Below are 19,358 nucleotides of genomic sequence, written 5' to 3'. Positions count from 1 at the left end.
GAAACGCACGATGGCAGAAATCGTGCGTTCAACATTCTTTATTTGACGACAGACATGCTGACGCTGCTGCCTGACACTGTCAATTTGGCAAAATCCTGTGTATCAATCACAGGGGTGACTGCTTTATTGTCGATCGTGATGTTCGTAAAGGCTGTTGAGAAGTTTGATTTGATGTAAGGGCGCTGATCCTCTGATGTGACCGCGACGGTGGCGAGCGCTTTCCATTTTGAGACAGAGCCTACATTTGTTTGGGCGAGTTCTGAGATGATGCGGCCGGTGTATCCGTCATTATTCGTGCCCCAATATGTGGCGCGGGTATTGCCGTTCAGATTTTTGTAAATGGTCAGCTGTACGGTGCTGCCGGGCCGGAAGCCTTTCGTATAGGTGAATTGGCTTTCTCCTTCCAGATACCGGACCTGGCCTTGCCCCTTTGAACCGACTTTCATGATCGGTTTCCATACATGATAGGTGTCACTGTACTGAAGCCCGATATCAGCCTCTGTGCCTCCGGTAAATCCTGAGTAAATATAGGCTGTCCCATTTGACACCTGAATCGAGCTTGGAAGCTGAATTTTCGTGACGAGAACTGAGCCCGTGCTGTTCAGGTAGGCCCTTCCGCCGATTCCTTTGCTGAGCTGGGACGCTGCTTCCGCCGTATTGGGACTGATCACCCCCGGGATATCCGCCGTACATACGCCGAATAGAACGGCTGTAGTGAGCACACCCGCAAGAAGCCCTTTTTTCATCATCATTTCTCCTCCTATCATCATAGTCAGATAGCGCTATCAATTCATATTATAAAAAGTTTTGGGAAAAATTCCATAAAAGATATACGGGCGGACGTAAATTAAAACTATTTTCCTATTTATCTTGTAAATGGAGATTATTTGAACTATGATATGTTCAGCAATACAGCATGATTCAGGAAAGGGGATAGGATAGAAATGAAAAAGACGGCAGCTGTGCTTTTGTCTTTCGGTCTGGTGTTCGGTTGTTCATACGGAGCGGGGCAGACGGCAGAAGCGAAAACAAAGGTAAAAACGTATCAAAACTGCAAGGCGCTGAATAAGGTGTATAAGGGCGGCGTGGCCAAATCGTCGAAAGTGAAAAACAAGGGCGGCAGAACAAAGTACAAGCCGTATGTATCAAAAGCGCTTTACAATGCGAATAAAAGACTTGACCGAGATAAAGACTATATCGCATGTGAGAAATAAAAAAACAAGCCTCTTTAAAGAGGCTTGTTTTTTTAAATGGATTCGGCGGTGACGGCGGTTCCGTATCCGATTAATTCGGATGTGTTCTGTCCTGCGGTCAGTTCGAACCGCAGGCCGACGATGGCGTTCGCTCCGAGCTGCTCCGCCTCTCTGATCAGCCGCTCTTTCACCGCTTTTTTGGAGTCTTCCAGCATTTCAGTATAGCTTTTCAATTCGCCGCCGACGACAGATTTTAAGCCTGCAAGCAAGTCTTTGCCGATGTGTCTGGACTGGACGATACTGCTTGTCACCAGGCCTTTCACTTCCGTAATCTGTTTTCCGGCGACAGTTTCGGTCGTTGTCATGATCATGCGTTTTTCCCCTTTCGTGTATCTTACCGCTATCTTACCATTTAAGCCGCCTTTTCGGCTGCGCTGATTTGTTTTTTTCTGACTGCGGCGCTGACTGCAAACATGACGGCAATGTTCAGAACCAGCGCGATGATGCCTGTATTCATATCCTTAACGATCTGCGGAAGAAACGGAAAGAGGGTTCCGATGGTTGATTCGGTCAGCGTAATGAAGGCCACCGTTCCGACCCCGGCCGTTATGCCGGCAAGAGCGCCGTGGCTTGTGATGAAACGCCGCTTCGGCAGGCTGAATAAGAGGGCGGGGAAAAGCTGGGTGACAAGGCTGTAGCCCATTAAAAGCAAGGTGACGATGGTATTTCCGCCTTTCAGCGTAAAATATACGGATATCAGCGCGATGACGGGTACGGCGTATTTTGCGAGCCGTGAGACTTTTTCGTCAGTCGTGCCGGGCAGAATGGCTTTGTACACATTTTTGGCGAACAGCGTGCTTGAGGCCATTAATATCATTGAACCGGGTACAAGCGCCGTCAGAATGCCCGCCGATCCGATCAGTCCGACAAACCAGGGATCAAAGGTTTTCACAGACAGCTTTAATAAGGCGAGATCCGTGTCCGCCCCTTTTAAACCGGGCACCTGCAGAATCGCCGCAAATCCGGTAAAGATGACAAACAGCAGGACGAGCTGATAAAGAGGCATGATGATTGCGTTTTTCCGAAACACCCGCGGATGCTCCGCCGAATAGGAAGCGGCAAATGTATGGGGCCACATATAAAAGCCGAGAGCGGTCAGCAAAACTGTTGAGCTGAACCAGGAAACGCTCTGTCCGGTTTCCGGCAGCGTGAGAAAACCGGGTTTTGCGGCGTCAATTTGTTTGAACATCTCCGTAAACCCGCCATAGTAATGAATGGGCAAATAAATGCCTAAATACAGGACGATGCCTAAAATCATGATATCTTTAACGACTGATATCCACGCTGAACCGTGGATTCCTGATATCATCACATAAATCGTGATGGAGACAGCGCCGATCCAGACAGCGGCTGAGGGCGGAATCTGTCCGTATGACGTTGCTGAAACAATTAATCCGAGCCCTTTCAGCTGCAGGACGAGATAGGGGATGAGGGATGCGATGCCGACGAGCGATACGAGAATGCCGAGGAGCGGGCTGTTGTATTTTGAAATAAAAAAATCTGATTGCGACATCAGTTTGTGTTGTTTGGCGTAAGTCCACACGGCTGGCAGAAGCCAATATGACAAAATGTAGGCAAGGCAGCCGTACGCGATAATATAAAAGGCGGGGCCTCCTTTTCCGTAAGCCCATCCGCTTCCGCCGAGGAATGTAAAGGTCGTGTATATTTCTCCCGCCATTAATAAAAAGACAAACATCGTGCCGAAGCCGCGTCCGCCCACTGTCCATTGTTCAAGGTCCATATTTTTTCCTTTTCGGGCCCGGATTCCGAGATATACACAAAACAGGAGCACGGCGGCCATTACGGGAAATGCTGCGTTCATTCCGCCTCACCCGCCTTGTTTTCTTTGTCCAATTTGTAAACGGCGGCCATCAGGACGGAAGTCAGCACCGCCCAGATGACGACATACGCAAGAATGAAAGGCATTCCGAAAACATAAGGCGTCACCCGGTTGGCAAATGGAATGCCGGCGAGAATTCCGAAAAAGGGCAGGGCGGCGAGAACATGAATCAGTTTCATAACATTCCTCCTTTTCATTGAAAACAGCGTGTCCCGATTATAAAGAAAATCATGTCAAATGTATAGTGTGAATAGTCTGAAATTTATCAACTGAAAAGGAAAAGCAGTCCCGGCTGCTTTTTAAATGGTCGCAAGAGACAGGTAATATTCCAATAAGGCGGTTACCTGTTCCCGTATTCTCGGGTTGAAATAACGGTGTTTTTCTTCATAGCCGTTAATGGTGCATATATAAAGCGTAAATGCTTCGTCTCTTTCCGCTTCGTATATTTTAATTTTACGCTTTCTTAACTCTTTTCGAACATCACTCAAATCCTTTTGTGCTAATTTTAAAGAGCAGCCGATAAGCTGTTTATAGGGTTGTTTTAATTTGAACGGGCACGAATCAAGCGCTTCGAGGTCCCGGTTCAGGATGGCAGCCGCCATGGGCAGAAACAGCCCTTTTTCGATGAGATCGCGGGTGCCGCTCCGGATGTCAGGCATAAATACTCCTTCTTTCTTAAAAAAAGAGAACGTTTGTTCTCATTTTATACTCGCTTACACGATATTTCAAGTCGGAAAATCTCGTAAACATTTTCGTTTTTTGGAGATAATGTGTAGAATAAGGATAGACAAACTCGTTAAGGAGTATAAACGTTGGAGCATTTTTTATCATATTTGACTGAGGAACAGCTGACGGAATGGTTCCAAAGCTATAGAGCTTTCGGCCCGGCGGCTGCGGCTGCACTGCCTTTTATTGAAGCGTTTCTTCCGTTTTTGCCGCTCGTTGTGTTTGTGGTGGCGAATACGAATGCATTTGGTTTGTGGGAAGGTTTTTTTCTGTCGTGGCTCGGGTCTGCGGCAGGATCGATACTGATGTTTTATGCCGTCCGCCGTTTCGGACAGAAAAGAGCTTTCGGTTTCATCCGCAGGCATCAGACCATAAGGCGGATGATGCTCTGGGTTGAGCGGCACGGTTTCGGTCCGCTGTTTATTTTACTTTGCTTCCCCTTTACGCCGTCCGCTGCGGTTCATATCGTTGCCGGTCTGTCACGGGTAGGGGCGCTGCAGTTTATATCAGCAGCCGCTATGGGGAAAATGGTCATGATCTTTATGATCAGCTTTATCGGGTATGATCTTCACGCACTCATGACACAGCCTTTCAGGATGGCGGGCGCTATAACGGTGATCGGGGTGCTGTGGTATGCCGGAAAGCATATCGAACGGCGTTTACAGACGAGAATCAGTCAGCATGAGAAAGACGGAGGGAGACAGGAATCTTGAAAAAACGATTTTGGTTTATAGCCGGCGTGCTTATCGTTGTTTTGGCCATACAATTAAAGAATGCCATTTTTATTGATTATAAAGTCGAAGGAATCAGCATGAATCCGACCTTTAAACAAGGAAATGAGCTGATGGTCAACAAGTTTTCCCATCGTTACAAAACGATCCGCCGTTTCGATATTGTCCTGTTTAAAGGCCCGCACCGCAAAGTGCTGATCAAACGAGTCATCGGGCTCCCCGGCGAGTCAATCGCATACAGGGAGGATCAGCTGTATGTGAATGGAAAACGGGTGGCGGAACCGTTTTTAAAACCGTTAAAGTCATCATTGTCCGCCGGGAGCCATGTGACCGGTGATTATACGCTGAAGGAAACGACCGGGCGCAAAAGCATACCGAAGGGACAATACTTTGTTATTGGCGACAACCGCATATACAGCCTCGACAGCCGTCATTTCGGTCCGATTAAGGATAAAGACATTGTCGGAGTCATCAGTGAATCAGACGCCAAGTGAACGGCGTCTTTTTTTCGGAAATGATTGTCAAAAAGCAGAGGAAAGACTATAATGAAAATTGTTACGCGCGAAACAAAAAAAGAGGCGTTTTATTTTTGGTGATATTGTTACGTTTGTAACAAAAAATATGAAAGAGGACTGATGAGATGAAAACACAGACTGCCATTATCGGGGGAGGTCCGGTCGGGCTTATGCTTGCATCAGAACTGGCGCTGGCCGGAGTGAAAACGACTGTCATTGAACGATTGAAGAAGACGGTGCCATATTCCAAAGCGCTTATCATGCATCCGCGCACACTTGAGCTTTTTGCCATGAGAGGCATATTGGAACGCTTTTTGGAAAAAGGGACGAAGGTGTCTTCCGGCCATTTTTCCATGCTGGATACACGGCTGGATTTTTCTCGGCTGGATACGAAGCAGAATTATTCGTTAATGCTGCCTCAGGCAGAAACGGAGCGGATTTTGGAGGAGTATGCATCAAGTCTCGGCACAGACATCATCCGCGGGGCGGAAGCGGTGGCTGTCACCCAGACGGATGACGGAGTGGAGACGGTGTTCCGGGACGAAAGCGGTATCCGCACTCTTCACAGCTTATATGCCGCGGGTACAGACGGAGCGGGGAGCATTGTCAGGAAACAGGCGGGCATCGCTTTTTCGGGCACTGATGCCGACTTAACAGGAACCCTCTGTGATGCCGCTTTGAAACATCCGCCCGAATCTTCCTTTTTGTCAACGTGCCGCCTGGAGGGATCGGTTGTGATTGTCCCTCTTACGGACGGACTTTTCCGCGTCCTCATCGTTTCTCCGCACGCTCCGCAAAAGCGGAAGGAAGAGCCGGTCACTGAAAATGAGTTGAAAGAAGACCTGCGGCGGATATGCGGCACTGATTTCGGATTGAGTGATCCGGTATGGATGTCGCGGTTCGGCAATGCCGAGCGTCAGGCTGAGCAGTACCGATCCGGCCGGATTTTTGTGGCCGGGGATGCGGCGCACATTCATTTTCCCGCAGGCGGCCAAGGCCTGAATACGGGGCTTCAGGATGCCTTCAACCTCGGCTGGAAGCTGGCGGCGCAAATGAAGGGAAAAGCGGCGCCTCATCTTCTGGACAGCTATCATCAGGAAAGGCACAGCACAGGAAAAGAAGTGTTGCACAATATAAAAACCCAGATAAAGCTCATGGATTTTACCGAGTCGGGTATGGCATTAAGAGAAACGATGACCGCTTTGCTGGATTTTCAGGAGTCCAACCGTTTATTGGCGGGAAAAGTATCCGCGCTTGATCTGCATTATGAACCGGATGCGGAGCTGCCGCCGCATACCCTGAACGGAAAACGCCTGCCGGATATCGAATTGACCCTTCATGACGGGCGGCCGGCCCGGCTGTATGATTTTCTTCATAAGGGCGCCTTTGTGCTTCTGTCATTAAGAGGGAGCATTCCCGCCGGTATTGATACGGACAGCGTGGCAGCTGTCAGGGCGGATCTTGCTGAAACACGTACCGATTGGGATGATGTTCACACCGTTTTAATCCGGCCGGACGGCCATGCGGCATGGGCAGCCGGCGGCTCGGGACGTGAAGCGGAAGAAGCCGTTCTGGCCGGTTTGGAGAGATGGGGGTTCATCTGATACCCTTTTATGCGCCTATGTGATTGTTTCTTGTGTAACAAAACGTTATAGTAAAAGAAACAATCAATACGGAAGGGTGACTCAGCAGTTGGACAGAAGACAGCCAGACCATGCAAAACACATGATTCTTGAAGGGCTGACAGATATTTTTCACGAGCAGGAGAGGTGTCAGGAGGACATCAGGGCGTCGTTGGCCGGACGGATGGACGAACTCCGTGAAGAAAACGGAAAAAAATTACAGCTGACCTTGACGGAAATTCACATTTTGTCGTGTATCGGAGATCATGAACCGATCAATGTCACGTCAATAGCGGAAAAAATGAAGACGACAAAGCCGACCGTGTCGAGAAGCTGCGCGAAGTTTTTGGAAGCCGGCTTTCTGCGCAGAACCCGGCTGAGCGACAATAAAAAAGAAGTCTATTTCCGGCTGACTCCTGCCGGGAAAGAGCTGCATTCCCTTCATCATGAATATCATGAATTGATAAAAAAGCGGCTCTTGGCGTTTTTAGACCGCTATACAGATGAAGAACTGTTATTTGCTGAACGGCTGTTCCGTGATCTTTCAGCAAACTGGCGGTCTGTAAATGGCGGCGGAGAGCTGTTCAAATAAAAAACACGCATATGGATGCGTGTTTTTTTATTCGGATCATGTTCCTCTTTCTGCCCGGCCTCTTTCGCCGTGTGCCCGTTTCAGCTGAGAAAGGTGGTGCAGCAGCCGATAGAAGGGCGGAAGCATGGCGATGACGAGAACGATCCGGATGACCTGAACCGCGACGACGAAAGTCGAGTCTTCGTGCAGGGTGATCGAAGTCGCCGCCATCTCGGCGATCCCGCCGGGAGAAAAGGCGAGAACAGATGTAATCATGGAGATGCCCGTTAATTTAGAAACCGCAACCGCGCTCAGAATCATGGCGGCGATTAATCCGACGGAAGAAATAAATCCGACGGTCAGCACTCTCGTCACGCCGGTGAACATGCTTTTGTACATTTTTGATCCGATTGTGGCGCCGAGAAAAATTTGTGACAGCTGGTTCGCTTCCGGCGGCCACCAGGCCAGCATGTCTTTGCCCGCCAAGGCGGACACGCCAATTTCCGCAGCAGCAACGCCGATCATGCTGCCGAGCAGCCAAGGGGCGGGGAATTTCAGCCGTTTTGCGCCTTTGCTTGCAAGCCAGGCAGCCAAAATAAATCCGGCTGTTAACAAGACGGGAATAAGGCCCGGATGTGAAGCTCCTGCCGAAACGGCTCCGGCTGATGTCTGAGCCGCACCGTTTTGTTTGGTAAATAAGAAAATGACGAGAAACGGTATTGTCATGACGACCAAAAGGACGCGCGTCAGCTGAATAAGGCTTACAATCGCGGTGTTTGCGCCGACTTCCTGGGCGATACCCGGCATGGCGGATAAACCGCCCGGCGCCGTGCCTACAAAGCTTGTCATCATGTCCGTCCGGCTGAACCGAAAGAGCACATATCCGGAAACAAGCGCCATCACGATAGAGAAAATCAGCATGAAGCCTACCGGAAGCCAATGCTCCCGTAAAACCGACAGAACGGACAGGTTCAGTTTCTGGCCGAGTTCGATGCCGAGGATCATTTGTCCCGCCGCAAGCCATCTGCGGTGAATCCCTCTTCTGTCAGGCGCCATGAACAGCCAGCGGGGCCTCGTCATGGAGAGGATGCAGCCGGCGGCCAGCGTTCCGAGCATCCAGGCGATCGACATCCCTGTAAGCGAAAGAAGAAACCCCCCTGCCGCACTGATGAGAAGAAACCAGATATCCGTAAGGAGATGTTTGTCTTTCTTCAATGAAAACCCTTCTTCCTGAAACATTCATATTAAATTGTTAAGCTCGTTAACCTTACTATTACTATAGTATAGATTTTGAGATAAATAAATAATGAATTATTTCTCATAATCCATTCATTTTTCTTATCACAAACAAAAAAAGGCTCCGGAGATGGGTGAGTGCACCCTACTCCGAAACCTCGCCCGCTTTTCCTTTCCACACAAAGGTCAATCCCAGACCGAGAAATAAAACCACACCTGCGAACAGAAACGGGAAGTGAATATTCATATCAAATAAAATACCGCCCAGAGCCGGGCCGAAAATGGTGCCCAAACTCGTGTATGTTGAGTTCATACCGGCAACAAACCCCTGCTGATTTCCTGCGATTTTCGATAAATAAGTAGTCAGTGCCGGGCGCAGTAAATCAAACGCAAGGAAAATGATGCAGGTGACAGCGAGCACGGGCAAAAATCCTGACATCACCGTAGAAACGAAAGCCAGCACAGCGCCGATGATCAGACAAAGCTGAATGACTTTTTTCTCCCCGAGGAAGTTGACAAGTCTGCCGAACGCGAGCACTTGAATGAGGACCGCCACAATGGAGCTGAACGTAATAATAATGGCGATATCCTTTGGCGTGAAGCCGAATTTATGGTTTGTAAATAAGCTGAATACCGTTTCGTACGCCGACAGTCCGAATGCCAAAACAAAGACGATGATAAAGGCGATCAAGTAGCTTGGATGAATCGACTTTTTCAAATCTTTTAAGAAGGTTGATTCTTTGACGCTTTCCATCTGCTTTGCGCGTTCTTCTTTAGTTAACGGCTCTTTCAGCATAAAGACAGAGGAAATCACTGCGATAAATGCAATTCCCGCCGCAAAGAAAAACGGCATTCGAACGCCGTGATCGGCAATAAATCCTCCTATGCCGGGCCCGATGATAAACCCTGTGCTGATGGCGGCAGATACATAGCCCATCGCCTTCGATCTTTCCTGCACCGTCGTAATATCTGCGACATACGCTGTAACAGCGGGCATGATAAAAGCGGCACTGATGCCCCCCAGCACCCTTGCGAAATATAAAATGGAGACATGTGTGCCCAATCCGAAGGTCAGTTCGGATAGTGCGAACAAAAACAGTCCGGCGAGAATCATGATTTTTCTGCCGAAGCGGTCAACCCATCTCCCCGCAATGGGGGATGCAATTAATTGCGCGACGGCGAAGGCAGCGACAAGGTATCCCATTGTGCTGCCCGTCAAGTGCATCACATTCATAAACAGCGGCATAACGGGAATGATCAATCCGATGCCTAAAAACGCAATAAATATGTTGCTTAATAAGATGATGAGTACAGCCTTTTGTTCTCTGATCGGTTTTTGCATGTTGTTTCTCCTTTGTCAGCTGTCATTCTGTTTATCAGCGCTGATCGACCCGTGAATAAACGCGGAGATGGCTTCTTTTTGCAATTCGATTCTTTGCTGAATGGTATCGTTTTTATATAACACATCTAAACCGTAGAAGACGGATAGCAGGATTTTCACTTTTGATTCGACATGATGAATGGACCAGCTGCCGTCTTGATTTCCCTCTTCTAAGATCTCCCTCATCACATCGTCATATTCAATATCAATTTTGTTGAGCCGCTTTACGACCTCCTCTGACGTAAACGCACTCGCATAAAACTCTTCACTTGCTCTCATAAGCGGGTAATTAATGCTCATCCGGCTGAGCAGCTCCGCAAAGCCCGCCAGTTTTTCGGCAGCATCTTTCAGTTCAGCTTCCATTTCCCTCCACGTCTCGATCATCACGCGGTGATCCTGTTCCATGATATGAAGAAACAGAAACTCTTTTCCTTTAAAATGGTGATATAGATTGCCTTTACTGATTTCGGCCGCCTCTAAAATATCCCGAATCGATGTTTCTGAATATCCTTTTTTTGCAAATAAGTCACGCGAAGCGGATACGAGCCTGTTCTTCGTCTTTTCGCTCTTTCCGGCACCGCCTTTTGTATTTGTCACTTCACACAGATCCTTTCCGCCTCATTCATATCGTTGTCCCGGCAAAGCGGGGCTCGGTTCGTTTAAAACCGACCAGTTGGTTTATTTCATTATAAAGGGTTTTCGCTGATTATACAATGAAGAAGTTATCCATTGTTTAGAGGGAGTATAAAAACGGCTCGAAAAGTAAACCCCATTCTCTCATGTTGAAAGAACGGGGTTTGTCTGCGGTCTGAAGACTCCCGGCGGGGGAGCGTGATCTGCCTGAACCGTTATTTTCCGGTATTTACCTCGGTGTAGCTTGTGTTCGGCGCGTTTGATACCGCACCCCCTGTATGGTGGAAAGGAGAGTGGGCCATATCGTATAAAAACCAGACGGCATGACGCTGCTCGTCAAATGCCGTGCGGGCAAATAACCGCTTCGCTTCCGGATGCACCGCTCTATCGGATGCCTGCAAATAAAAATCATTCGTTTTCTGCTCATCATAAAACGCCGCCCTCAGTCCTTCTCTGTATGTGTGCGGACAATGCTCCGTCTGTTTCGGCGTCAACTGTTTTCCGGTAATTGACGTATACAGTGAAGAGAAAGCGTGCAGGTGGCGCACTTCTTCTTCTCTGATATGTTCGATTCGTCTTCTGATTTCTGCGGTCGGCGCTTTTTCGGCTAATATTGAGTAGCAAATCACAGCGCTGTATTCACCGTTTATGGATTTTACCAGATCCTTGATAAGCACAGAATCGTCACTGCAGATGGCTGTATAATGAAAAAAATTCTCGTGCATTGGACTCACCCCCGGATGTTTATAGGGTATTATACGGCGGCAGCCCGTGACATGTGCGGATGTCATTTTTATTCTTGATCTAGCGGCGATGTAATATGGTCGTCGTATGTGTCGACAAAAAGCCGGCCGTTGCTTCCGCGCACAGCGTATACGACGTCTTCCGGTTTGAGGTTTCTCTTGTCCAATTCTTCTCTCAGCCATTTTTCCGATACGTGGTTTTCTTCCAGATTCTTCATCACCAGCCGGCCGTCCATAATCAGCTCAACGGCAAAGTTCTTTTCATGTCCGGCAAAAATGCCGAGATCCTGTCTTGTAACGGGCGCAAATTCCGGTTTGACCTCCACTGACATGCTGCCGTTTGTTTCAATGATGGCAGTCTGAACCTGAGAAATGTCAAATACGTCATTTACACGCAGCTGCTGGTTCAAGTAGTCGATGGTATAACGCATCGTTTTCATATTATGCTCAAGTATTTTACCGTTTTGAATGATAATGGTCGGTTTGCCTGCAAAGAAACCCCTAAGGGCCCTGTTTTTCATAGAAAGATATGCGACAAGGTAAATGATTGCCACGAAAATAATGTAGGCAATGACATTATAATGAATCGGCAGCTTTGTATTAAACGACAGATTTGCCGTGATGGCGCCGAGCGAGATGGCCGCAATGAAATCAAAAAGCGTCATCTGTGAAATGGTTTGTTTACCGAGTATCCGGGCGCCGATAAACAGAATGCTGAACGACAGAGCCGTCCGTACAATCACTTCGGGATATTCTGACATCATCATTAGTCCTTTTTTCTTTATTTTGGTCAGAAGCGATACTTTTTAAAACAGTTATCCCGTTTTTACCAGCAGATGAGATTGGTCATTTTCGTCAACTTTCGATAAAATGTAGAAAGATAAAAAGAGAGGGGTCTTCTAATTTGGGTGTTGAGTTTTTAGTAGGCAGATCGGGGAGTGGGAAAACGAGGCTGATTATCGACAGCATTCAAGATGAACTGCGCCGGGAGCCGTTCGGGAAACCGATCATTTTTCTAGTCCCGGATCAAATGACGTTTTTAATGGAATATGAGCTTGCTAAAACGCCGGATATCGGCGGCATGATACGCGCTCAAGTGTTCAGTTTTTCGCGTTTGGCGTGGCGCGTGCTTCAGCATACCGGGGGCATGAACCGCCCGTTTGTGACGACGACGGGTGTGCAGATGCTTTTAAGGAAACTGATTGAAGAATATAAGCACGAGTTTAAAGTGTATCAAAAAGCGAGTGACAAAACCGGGTTCACTGAGCAGGTGGAACGGATGCTGACAGAGTTTAAGCGGTACTGTATTGAGCCTGAAGACGTCCGCCGCATGGCGGAAAGCGGAACGGCGTCAGAATATCGCGGAGAGCGGATGCTGTCTGAAAAACTTCATGATTTAGGCATTTTATATCAGCAGATGGAAAGAAGCCTCGCCGGACACTATTTGCATTCAGAGGATTATTTGACGCTGCTCGCTCAGCAGATTCCTTTGGCGGACGTTGTAAAAGGCGCCCGTGTTTACGTCGACGGATTCTATCAATTTACGCCGCAGGAATTAAGGGTGCTGGAGCAGCTGATCATGCATGCTGAACATGTCACATTCTCGCTGACGGCGGACAGCCCTTCGGCGGAACAGGCACCGGATGAGCTCGATCTGTTCAGAATGACGGGAAGCACATACTATAAGCTTTATCAGACGGCAAAGGAATTGAATGCCGATATTTCCTGCAAGGAACTGCATGGCACGAAGCGGCATCGGCATGTGCCGGAGCTTGCCTGTATAGAGTCGCAGTACGATGTGCGTCCCGCCGCGGCGTATACCGGCGGACAGGAAGCTTTTACCGTCATGCAGGCGCAAAACAGAAGAGCTGAGCTTGAAGGTATTGCCCGGGAAATTCAATCACTTGTCCGGGACGGAGGATACCGGTACAAAGATATGGCGATTCTCATCCGTCAGCCGGAAGATTATAAAGATTTGCTGAAGGAAGTGTTTGCCGATTACGGGCTTCCTTATTTTATTGACGGAAAAGCTTCTATGCAGCATCACCCGCTTATTGAATTCATCCGTTCAAGCCTGGATGTCGTGAAGGGGAACTGGAGATATGAAGCGGTGTTCCGCTGTGCGAAAACCGAACTGTTATTCCCGCTTGATCAGCCGGAGCAGAAAATAAGAGAGCAGGTCGATCAGCTTGAAAACTACTGTATCGCCTACGGCATTAAAGGGGAGCGCTGGACGAGCGGCGAGCGGTTTGTATACAGGCGCTTCGTATCGCTCGATGAGGATTTCGCGCAGACGGATCAGGAAATAGAGATGGAGCAAATGCTGAATGAGACGAAAGAGTGGATGGCCGCGCCCCTTGTCCGGCTTCAAAACCGGATGAAAAAGGCGAAAACGGTTCAAAGCATGGCGGAGGCTCTTTATCTCTTTTTGGAAGATACCGATGTTCCCCTGAAGCTGGACCGAAAAAGGCAGCGGGCCGAAGAGGCCGGAAACATGATCGAAGCGCAGCAGCACGGCCAGGCGTGGGATGCTGTTATCCAGCTTCTCGAGGAGTTTGCCGGCATGATGGGTGAAGATGAAATATCTTTGGCGCTGTTCCAGCAAATGCTTGAAACGGGAACGGAATCGCTTCATTTTTCTTTAATTCCTCCTGCGCTTGACCAAGTATTTGTAGGGAATATGGATCTCTCAAGAATGTACGGCACGTCCTGCACATTCGTCGTCGGGGCCAATGACGGCGTTCTTCCGGCGCGCCCGGATGAAAACGGCGTGCTGTCTGATGATGACCGGGAGTGGCTGAAAGCGGTCGGAGTGGAGCTGTCTTCCGCGGGGCGTGAGCGGCTGCTTGATGAGCATTTTCTCATCTATATGGCGCTGTCGAGTCCGTCTGACCGTCTTTATGTGTCATACCCGATTGCCGATGCGGAAGGAAAAACGCTCCTGCCGTCAATCGTTGTAAACAGGCTTGGCGAGCTGTTTCCCGATCATCAGGAAAAGCTGTCAGCGGCTGACCCCGAGCAGGTAAGCGAAGAAGAGCAGCTTCAGTATCTCGTCAATAAACAGGTGGCTCAGACATATACGGCAAGTCAGCTCAGGCTGTGGACAAGAGAGTACGAGATCAGTGACGTATGGTGGAGCGCATACAATGTGCTGATGAAAGAGTCTGATCACCGGCGTGCGAAAAAGCTGTTTTCAAGCCTGTTTTTCCGCAATGAGGCGAAGCGTCTTGAACGGCCTGTTTCGCGCCAGCTTTACGGCGAGCATATTAAAGGAAGCGTCTCCCGGATGGAGGCGTTTAATGCCTGCCAGTTTTCTCATTTTGCATCTCACGGGCTTCAATTAAAAGAGCGGCAGTTTTTCAAGCTGGAAGCGCCGGATATCGGCCAGCTGTTTCACTCCAGCCTGAAGCTGATTTCAGACCGGCTTCGTGAGCAGAAGCTGGAATGGCGCGATCTGACGAAAGATCAGTGCCGGAATTTCTCCTATGAAGCGGTGGAACGGCTTGCGCCAAAGCTGCAAAAAGAGATTCTGCTCAGCTCAAACAGACACTTTTATGTGAAGGAAAAACTGCAGAAGATCGTCACGCGTGTTTCAGGCATATTAAGCGAGCATGCGAAGGCGAGCGGTTTCGTCCCGGTCGGTCTTGAACTCGGTTTCGGCGGAAGCGGGCCGCTGCCTCCGCTCACTTTCACGCTGGAAAACGGCTGTACGATGGAACTCGTCGGACGGATCGACCGCGTAGATAAAGCGGAAAGCTCAAAAGGCCTGCTGCTGAGAATCGTTGATTATAAATCAAGTGACAGGGGGCTTGATCTGGCGGAGGTGTATTACGGGCTCGCTCTGCAAATGCTCACATATCTTGACTTATCGATTACACATTCCGCGGATTGGCTCGGCATGAAAGCGACACCGGCAGGCGTTTTGTATTTCCATATTCATGATCCGATGATTCAGGCCAGTCTCCCGATGGGGCTTGATGAAATCGAGCAGGAAATTTTTAAGAAATTTAAAATGAAAGGCCTTCTCCTCGGTGACCGGGAGGCGATCAGCCTGATGGACACGACGTTGGAGGAAGGGCGTTCAAATATCGTCAATGCCGGTTTGAAAAAGGACGGTTCTTTAAGATCCGACTCAGCCGCGGTCAGCGAACAGGATTTTCATCTGCTGACAGACCATGTGCGGCGGACATTTGAACAAGCGGGCGAAGCGATAACGGACGGGCTTGTGTCCATTACCCCGTATAAGCTGAAAGATAAGACGCCTTGTACGTATTGTGCGTTTCAATCGGTGTGCCAGTTTGATGAGTCGCTTAAGGAAAATGAATACCGCAGCCTGAAAGCGGAAAAAGACGGCACTATACTGGATTGGCTGAAAAAGGAGGCGGATGATGATGCAAATTCCTAAACCGAAAGACAGCATATGGACGGATGACCAATGGAGCGCCATCGTTTCTTCCGGCCGCGATATTCTGATCGCTGCCGCAGCCGGATCAGGTAAAACGGCCGTGCTCGTGGAACGGATGATCAGAAAGATAACCGCGGAGGAAGATCCGGTTGATGTTGACAGGCTCCTTGTGGTGACCTTTACAAACGCCTCAGCAGCGGAGATGAAGCATCGGATCGCGGAAGCATTAGAAAAAGAGCTCGCCAAAAATCCGGGATCTCTGCATATCAGACGGCAGCTCTCTCTATTAAATCGGGCGAGCATTTCGACGCTTCACTCTTTCTGTCTGCAAGTGCTTAAAAAATATTATTATATGATTGATCTTGACCCCGGTTTTCGGATGGCTGACCAGACGGAAGGCGAATTGCTCGGAGACGAAGTGCTTGATGAGCTGTTTGAAGATGAATACGCAAAAGGGAATCAGGCGTTTTTTGAGCTTGCGGACAGATATACGACAGACAGGCATGATCTGGATCTTCAAGACCTTGTCAAACGGGTGTACGAGTATTCCCGGTCGCATCCTGACCCGGAAGCGTGGCTGCAAAGCTTTGTCCGCCTGTATGACGTGACGGAAGAAAGCAAAATGGAAGAGCTTCCGTTTTACCAGTATGTGAGAGAAGATGTTGAAATGGCGCTCTTCGGGGCAAAACAAAAGCTTGAGAAGGCGCTTGAACTGACAAAAGCGCCCGGCGGGCCGGCGCCGCGCGCTGATAATTTTCTGGATGACCTTCAGCAGATAGAAGAGCTGATCAGCTGCCGGCATGACTTCGATGCGCTGTATGAACGGGTTCCCGCAGTCTCATTTAAGCGGGCGAAGGCGGTAAAGGGTGATGAATTTGACAAAGCGCTTTTGGACGAAGCGACCGATTTGCGAAACGGCGCGAAGAAACTGATCGAAAAGGTAAAGACAGATTACTTTACAAGAAGTCCGCAAGATCACTTAAAGAGTTTAACAGATATGAAGCCTGTCATCGAAACGCTCGTTCAGCTCGTGATATCGTACGGAAAACGATTTGAAGCGGCGAAACAAGAAAAATCAATTATTGATTTCTCAGATTTGGAACATTACTGCCTGGCGATTTTAACTGCGGTTGATGAAGAAGGCCGGCGGGTGCCGAGCGAAGCGGCCGTTTATTATCAAGACCAGTTTCATGAAGTTCTGGTTGATGAATATCAAGATACCAATCTTGTGCAGGAGTCTATCCTGCAGCTTGTTAAAAGCGGGAATGAAGAGGCGGGAAATCTGTTTATGGTAGGCGACGTCAAACAATCGATCTACCGTTTCAGACTTGCTGAGCCGCTGCTGTTTCTCGGGAAATATAAAAGGTTTACAGAAAGCGGGGAAGGCGCGGGGCAGAAAATTGATCTGAACCAAAATTTCCGCAGCCGCTCCGATATTTTGGACAGTACGAATTTCTTGTTTAAGCAGCTGATGGGCGGAAAAATCGGCGAAGTGGACTACGATGAACAGGCGGCATTGAAGCTCGGCGCATCGTATCCGCCGAATGACGCGGCAAAAACGGAACTGCTGCTGATTGACAGCGCTGATGACGCAGACAGCGCCGAGGATGCCGAAGACTTTGAAACCGTGCACTGGGAAGCGAAAGCGATAGCCGGGGAGATCCGAAAGCTTGTCTCATCTCCGTTTAAGGTATATGACGGCAAAACAAAAACACACCGGAATATCCAGTACCGGGATATCGTGATTTTGCTGCGCTCCATGCCGTGGGCGCCGCAATTAATGGAAGAGCTGAAAAACCAGGGCATTCCGGTGTACGCCAATTTGACGTCGGGTTACTTTGAAGCCGTGGAGGTGGCTGCGGCGCTTTCAGTCTTGAAGGTGATTGATAATCCGTATCAGGATATTCCGCTTGCTTCCGTGCTGCGCTCGCCCATCGTCGGATGTGACGAAAATGAACTTGCGCTGATACGCCTTGAAAAGAAAAAAGCGCCGTTTTATGAAGCGCTGAAAGCATATATAGCGAACGGTGACAGGCATGATGACCTGTATCAAAAACTGAGAACCTTTTATGACAGTCTGCAAAAGTGGCGGTCATTTTCGACGAATCATTCGGTGTCTGAGCTGATTTGGGAAGTATACCGCGATACCGGATATTTTGACTATGCAGGCGGCATGCCCGGCGGAAAGCAGCGTCAGGCCAATCTGCGCGTCTTGTATGACCGGGCGCGCTCGTACGAAGCGACGGCGTTCCGCGGGTTATTCCGCTTTTTGCGGTTCATTGAACGGATGCAGGAGCGCGGCGATGATCTGGGGACGGCCCGGGCGCTCAGCGAGCAGGAGGATGTCGTTCGGCTGATGACGATCCACAGCAGCAAAGGACTTGAATTCCCCGTCGTTTTCACCGCCGGACTCGGCAGAAGTTTTAATATGATGGATCTCAACAAATCATACCTGCTTGATAAAGAGCTCGGTTTCGGCACGAAGTACATTCATCCGGAACTCAGAATCAGCTATCCGACTCTGCCGCTTGTGGCGATGAAGAAAAAGATGCGCAGAGAGCTCTTATCCGAAGAATTGCGCGTATTGTATGTGGCGCTGACCAGAGCGAAGGAAAAGCTGTTTCTCGTCGGTTCCTGCAAAAACCGGGAAAAACAGCTGGCCAAATGGCAGGCGCAAGCAGACCGGGCCGATTGGCTTCTTTCTGAATTCGACCGCTATCAGGCGTCATCTTATTTGGACTTTATCGGGCCGGCGCTCATCCGCCACCGTGACATGGAGGCGCACAGGACGCCGGGACTTTCATCGTCTGAGGATATCGCGCGCGACCCATCGCGTTTTCACATCCGGATGCTGCAGCAAAGTGAATTGCTGGAAGAGAATCCAAAAGAACGTGCTGAAGAAAAGAGCAAACGTCTCAAAGCAATACAGCAGGGCGAGCCGATTCCTGGTTCGTTTTCATTTGATGATCAGGCGCGCCGTCTGCTTGAATGGGAATATCCGTACCGAGAGCTGACGGCTATCAGAACGAAGCAGTCAGTTTCTGAGCTGAAGAGAAAGCAAGAATACGAGGATGAATACAGCGGCCGCTCTCTCATCAAACCGTCAGGAGACACGCTTTTATACAGGCGTCCCGGTTTTATGATGAAAAAAGGGCTGACAGCCGCCGAAAAAGGAACGGCGATGCATACGGTGATGCAGCACATACCGCTGACGCACGTGCCGACTGCCGAAGAAGCGGAGCGGACGGTCCGGATGCTTTACGAAAAAGAGCTGCTGACAGAAGAGCAGCAGGAAGTTATTGATATAGAAGAAATTGTTCAGTTTTTCGGAACTGAAATCGGTAAAGATCTTCTCGGGGCGCTGCGGATTGACCGGGAAGTGCCGTTCAGTATGGCGCTTCCGGCCGGCGAGGTGTACAAGGATGCCGAAACGGCCGGTGAACCGCTGCTCGTGCAGGGGATTATTGACTGCCTCTACGAAACGGCGGACGGCCTCTATTTGCTGGACTATAAAACAGATCGGATAGAGGGGAAATTCCGGAACGGATTTGAAGGCGCTGCTCCGATTCTGCAAAAAAGGTATGAAACACAAATCGAATTGTATACAAAAGCGGTTGAACAAATTACAAAAACGAAAGTGAAAGGGCGTGCGCTCTATTTCTTCGATGGAGGTCACGTTCTTACACTGTAACAAGATCCGAA

17 protein-coding genes are annotated in these 19,358 nt (G+C 49.2%); 7 read left to right on the top strand and 10 right to left on the bottom strand.

From position 1 onward, the window contains the following. Positions 1 to 38 precede the first annotated feature (38 nt). Positions 39 to 749, bottom strand: a complete 711-nt coding sequence (locus ACNFN4_RS11745; RefSeq protein WP_448200193.1) for a YrpD family protein — start codon at positions 747 to 749, stop codon at positions 39 to 41. A gap of 195 nt (positions 750 to 944) precedes the next feature. Between ACNFN4_RS11745 and ACNFN4_RS11740 the strand changes: the two genes are divergently transcribed. Next, positions 945 to 1,214, top strand: coding sequence for an excalibur calcium-binding domain-containing protein (locus ACNFN4_RS11740; RefSeq protein ID WP_003155168.1), 270 nt, complete (start codon positions 945 to 947; stop codon positions 1,212 to 1,214). Positions 1,215 to 1,246: 32 nt separating this feature from the next. Here ACNFN4_RS11740 and ACNFN4_RS11735 read toward each other — a convergent pair whose 3' ends face one another. The 4 genes from ACNFN4_RS11735 to ACNFN4_RS11720 form a co-directional block, all read right to left on the bottom strand. After that, positions 1,247 to 1,564 (bottom strand): YbjQ family protein, encoded by a 318-nt coding sequence (locus ACNFN4_RS11735; protein ID WP_003155166.1) that lies wholly within the window; start codon positions 1,562 to 1,564, stop codon positions 1,247 to 1,249. A 41-nt stretch (positions 1,565 to 1,605) separates the two neighbouring features. Next, positions 1,606 to 3,075, bottom strand: coding sequence for a sodium:solute symporter family protein (locus ACNFN4_RS11730; protein ID WP_128496548.1), 1,470 nt, complete (start codon positions 3,073 to 3,075; stop codon positions 1,606 to 1,608). Beyond that, entirely contained in the window at positions 3,072 to 3,272 is a 201-nt protein-coding gene (locus ACNFN4_RS11725) for a DUF3311 domain-containing protein (RefSeq protein ID WP_007409181.1), read from the bottom strand. The genes ACNFN4_RS11730 and ACNFN4_RS11725 overlap by 4 nt, the downstream gene beginning before the upstream one ends. Before the next feature lie 120 nt (positions 3,273 to 3,392). Then, positions 3,393 to 3,752, bottom strand: a complete 360-nt coding sequence (locus ACNFN4_RS11720) for a hypothetical protein (protein ID WP_029325958.1) — start codon at positions 3,750 to 3,752, stop codon at positions 3,393 to 3,395. Positions 3,753 to 3,905: 153 nt separating this feature from the next. Here ACNFN4_RS11720 and ACNFN4_RS11715 point away from each other — a divergent pair, with 153 nt between their 5' ends. The 4 genes from ACNFN4_RS11715 to ACNFN4_RS11700 all read left to right on the top strand — a co-directional run bounded on the left by ACNFN4_RS11715 (position 3,906) and on the right by ACNFN4_RS11700 (position 7,279). Continuing rightward, a complete protein-coding gene (locus ACNFN4_RS11715) occupies positions 3,906 to 4,532 on the top strand; it encodes a TVP38/TMEM64 family protein (RefSeq protein WP_017417408.1) in 627 nt (208 codons plus the stop codon). Further along, entirely contained in the window at positions 4,529 to 5,044 is a 516-nt protein-coding gene (gene lepB, locus ACNFN4_RS11710; protein ID WP_003155158.1) for a signal peptidase I, read from the top strand. Before ACNFN4_RS11715 ends, lepB begins: the two co-directional genes overlap by 4 nt. A 146-nt stretch (positions 5,045 to 5,190) precedes the next feature. Continuing rightward, on the top strand, positions 5,191 to 6,669 hold the full coding sequence (locus tag ACNFN4_RS11705) for a monooxygenase (RefSeq protein WP_448200192.1): 1,479 nt from the start codon (positions 5,191 to 5,193) through the stop codon (positions 6,667 to 6,669). Between the two features lie 88 nt (positions 6,670 to 6,757). After that, entirely contained in the window at positions 6,758 to 7,279 is a 522-nt protein-coding gene (locus ACNFN4_RS11700) for a MarR family transcriptional regulator (RefSeq protein ID WP_012117244.1), read from the top strand. A 36-nt stretch (positions 7,280 to 7,315) separates the two neighbouring features. Here ACNFN4_RS11700 and ACNFN4_RS11695 read toward each other — a convergent pair whose 3' ends face one another. The 5 genes from ACNFN4_RS11695 to ACNFN4_RS11675 form a co-directional block, all read right to left on the bottom strand. Beyond that, on the bottom strand, positions 7,316 to 8,473 hold the full coding sequence (locus ACNFN4_RS11695; protein ID WP_448200191.1) for an AbrB family transcriptional regulator: 1,158 nt from the start codon (positions 8,471 to 8,473) through the stop codon (positions 7,316 to 7,318). Between the two features lie 166 nt (positions 8,474 to 8,639). Then, positions 8,640 to 9,836, bottom strand: coding sequence for an MFS transporter (locus ACNFN4_RS11690; RefSeq protein ID WP_014417364.1), 1,197 nt, complete (start codon positions 9,834 to 9,836; stop codon positions 8,640 to 8,642). 15 nt (positions 9,837 to 9,851) lie between these two features. After that, entirely contained in the window at positions 9,852 to 10,472 is a 621-nt protein-coding gene (locus tag ACNFN4_RS11685) for a TetR/AcrR family transcriptional regulator (protein WP_448200190.1), read from the bottom strand. 251 nt (positions 10,473 to 10,723) lie between these two features. Beyond that, positions 10,724 to 11,233, bottom strand: a complete 510-nt coding sequence (locus tag ACNFN4_RS11680; protein ID WP_095273027.1) for a ferritin-like domain-containing protein — start codon at positions 11,231 to 11,233, stop codon at positions 10,724 to 10,726. Between the two features lie 68 nt (positions 11,234 to 11,301). Beyond that, on the bottom strand, positions 11,302 to 12,015 hold the full coding sequence (locus ACNFN4_RS11675; protein WP_017417413.1) for a DUF421 domain-containing protein: 714 nt from the start codon (positions 12,013 to 12,015) through the stop codon (positions 11,302 to 11,304). 140 nt (positions 12,016 to 12,155) lie between these two features. Between ACNFN4_RS11675 and addB the strand changes: the two genes are divergently transcribed. Together addB and addA are read left to right on the top strand one after the other, a co-directional pair. Then, positions 12,156 to 15,656: a helicase-exonuclease AddAB subunit AddB gene (gene addB, locus ACNFN4_RS11670; protein WP_448200189.1), complete on the top strand. Its 3,501-nt coding sequence runs from the start codon at positions 12,156 to 12,158 to the stop codon at positions 15,654 to 15,656. After that, on the top strand, positions 15,643 to 19,347 hold the full coding sequence (addA, locus tag ACNFN4_RS11665) for a helicase-exonuclease AddAB subunit AddA (protein WP_448200218.1): 3,705 nt from the start codon (positions 15,643 to 15,645) through the stop codon (positions 19,345 to 19,347). Before addB ends, addA begins: the two co-directional genes overlap by 14 nt. Positions 19,348 to 19,358 lie beyond the last annotated feature (11 nt).

It is taken from the genome of Bacillus sp. N1(2025), from assembly GCF_053470005.1.
The sequence above is the reverse complement of the archived record's forward strand: the minus strand, read 5'-3'. Positions and strand labels throughout refer to the sequence as shown.